This is a genomic window from Vagococcus sp. WN89Y (assembly GCF_052220145.1).
Taxonomy (GTDB): domain Bacteria; phylum Pseudomonadota; class Gammaproteobacteria; order Enterobacterales; family Enterobacteriaceae; genus Kosakonia.
This window is the reverse complement of record NZ_JBQPOM010000035.1, coordinates 1-547: the sequence shown is the minus strand read 5'-3', so window position 1 is coordinate 547 and position 547 is coordinate 1. Positions and strand designations below refer to the sequence as shown.

The following is a 547-nucleotide window of genomic DNA, read 5'->3' as shown; positions in this document are numbered from 1 at the left end:
TGAATCGCCACGGGTTTAACAGACACCTCAGAGTCATTTAAAATGGCTTAAAGAGAGGTGCCTATGAGCGGTAAGCGTTATACCGAAGAGTTTAAAATTGAAGCTGTCAAACAGGTTGTGGATCGTGGCCATTCTGTTTCCAGCGTTGCAATACTTCTCGATATCACCACCCACAGTCTTTATGCCTGGATAAAGAAGTACGGTCCGGACTCTTCCACCAACAAAGAGCAGTCAGATGCTCAGGCCGAGATCCGCCGACTCCGGAAGGAGCTGAAGCGGGTTACTGACGAACGGGACATATTAAAAAAAGCCGCGGTGTACCTCGCAAAGCTGTCCGACTGAGGTACGCCTTTATCCGTGACAACACCTGTTGCTGGCCTGTTCGCGGTGCTGGATGTTCATCCCGGTGGCTTTTACTCCTGGCTTCAGCAGCCGCATTCACCACGGCATCAGGCGGATCTCAGACTGACAGGACAAATCAAACAGTTCTGGCTGGAGTCCGGTTGCGTTTATGGCTACCGTAAGATCCATCTCGACCTGCGGGATA

General features: G+C 51.2%; 1 pseudogene. It reads left to right on the top strand.

What is annotated here, in order from left to right:
• Nucleotides 1-63: 63 nt before the first annotated feature.
• Nucleotides 64-547, top strand: a pseudogene (locus tag ACTU3N_RS14630) (transposase); the annotation flags it as partial.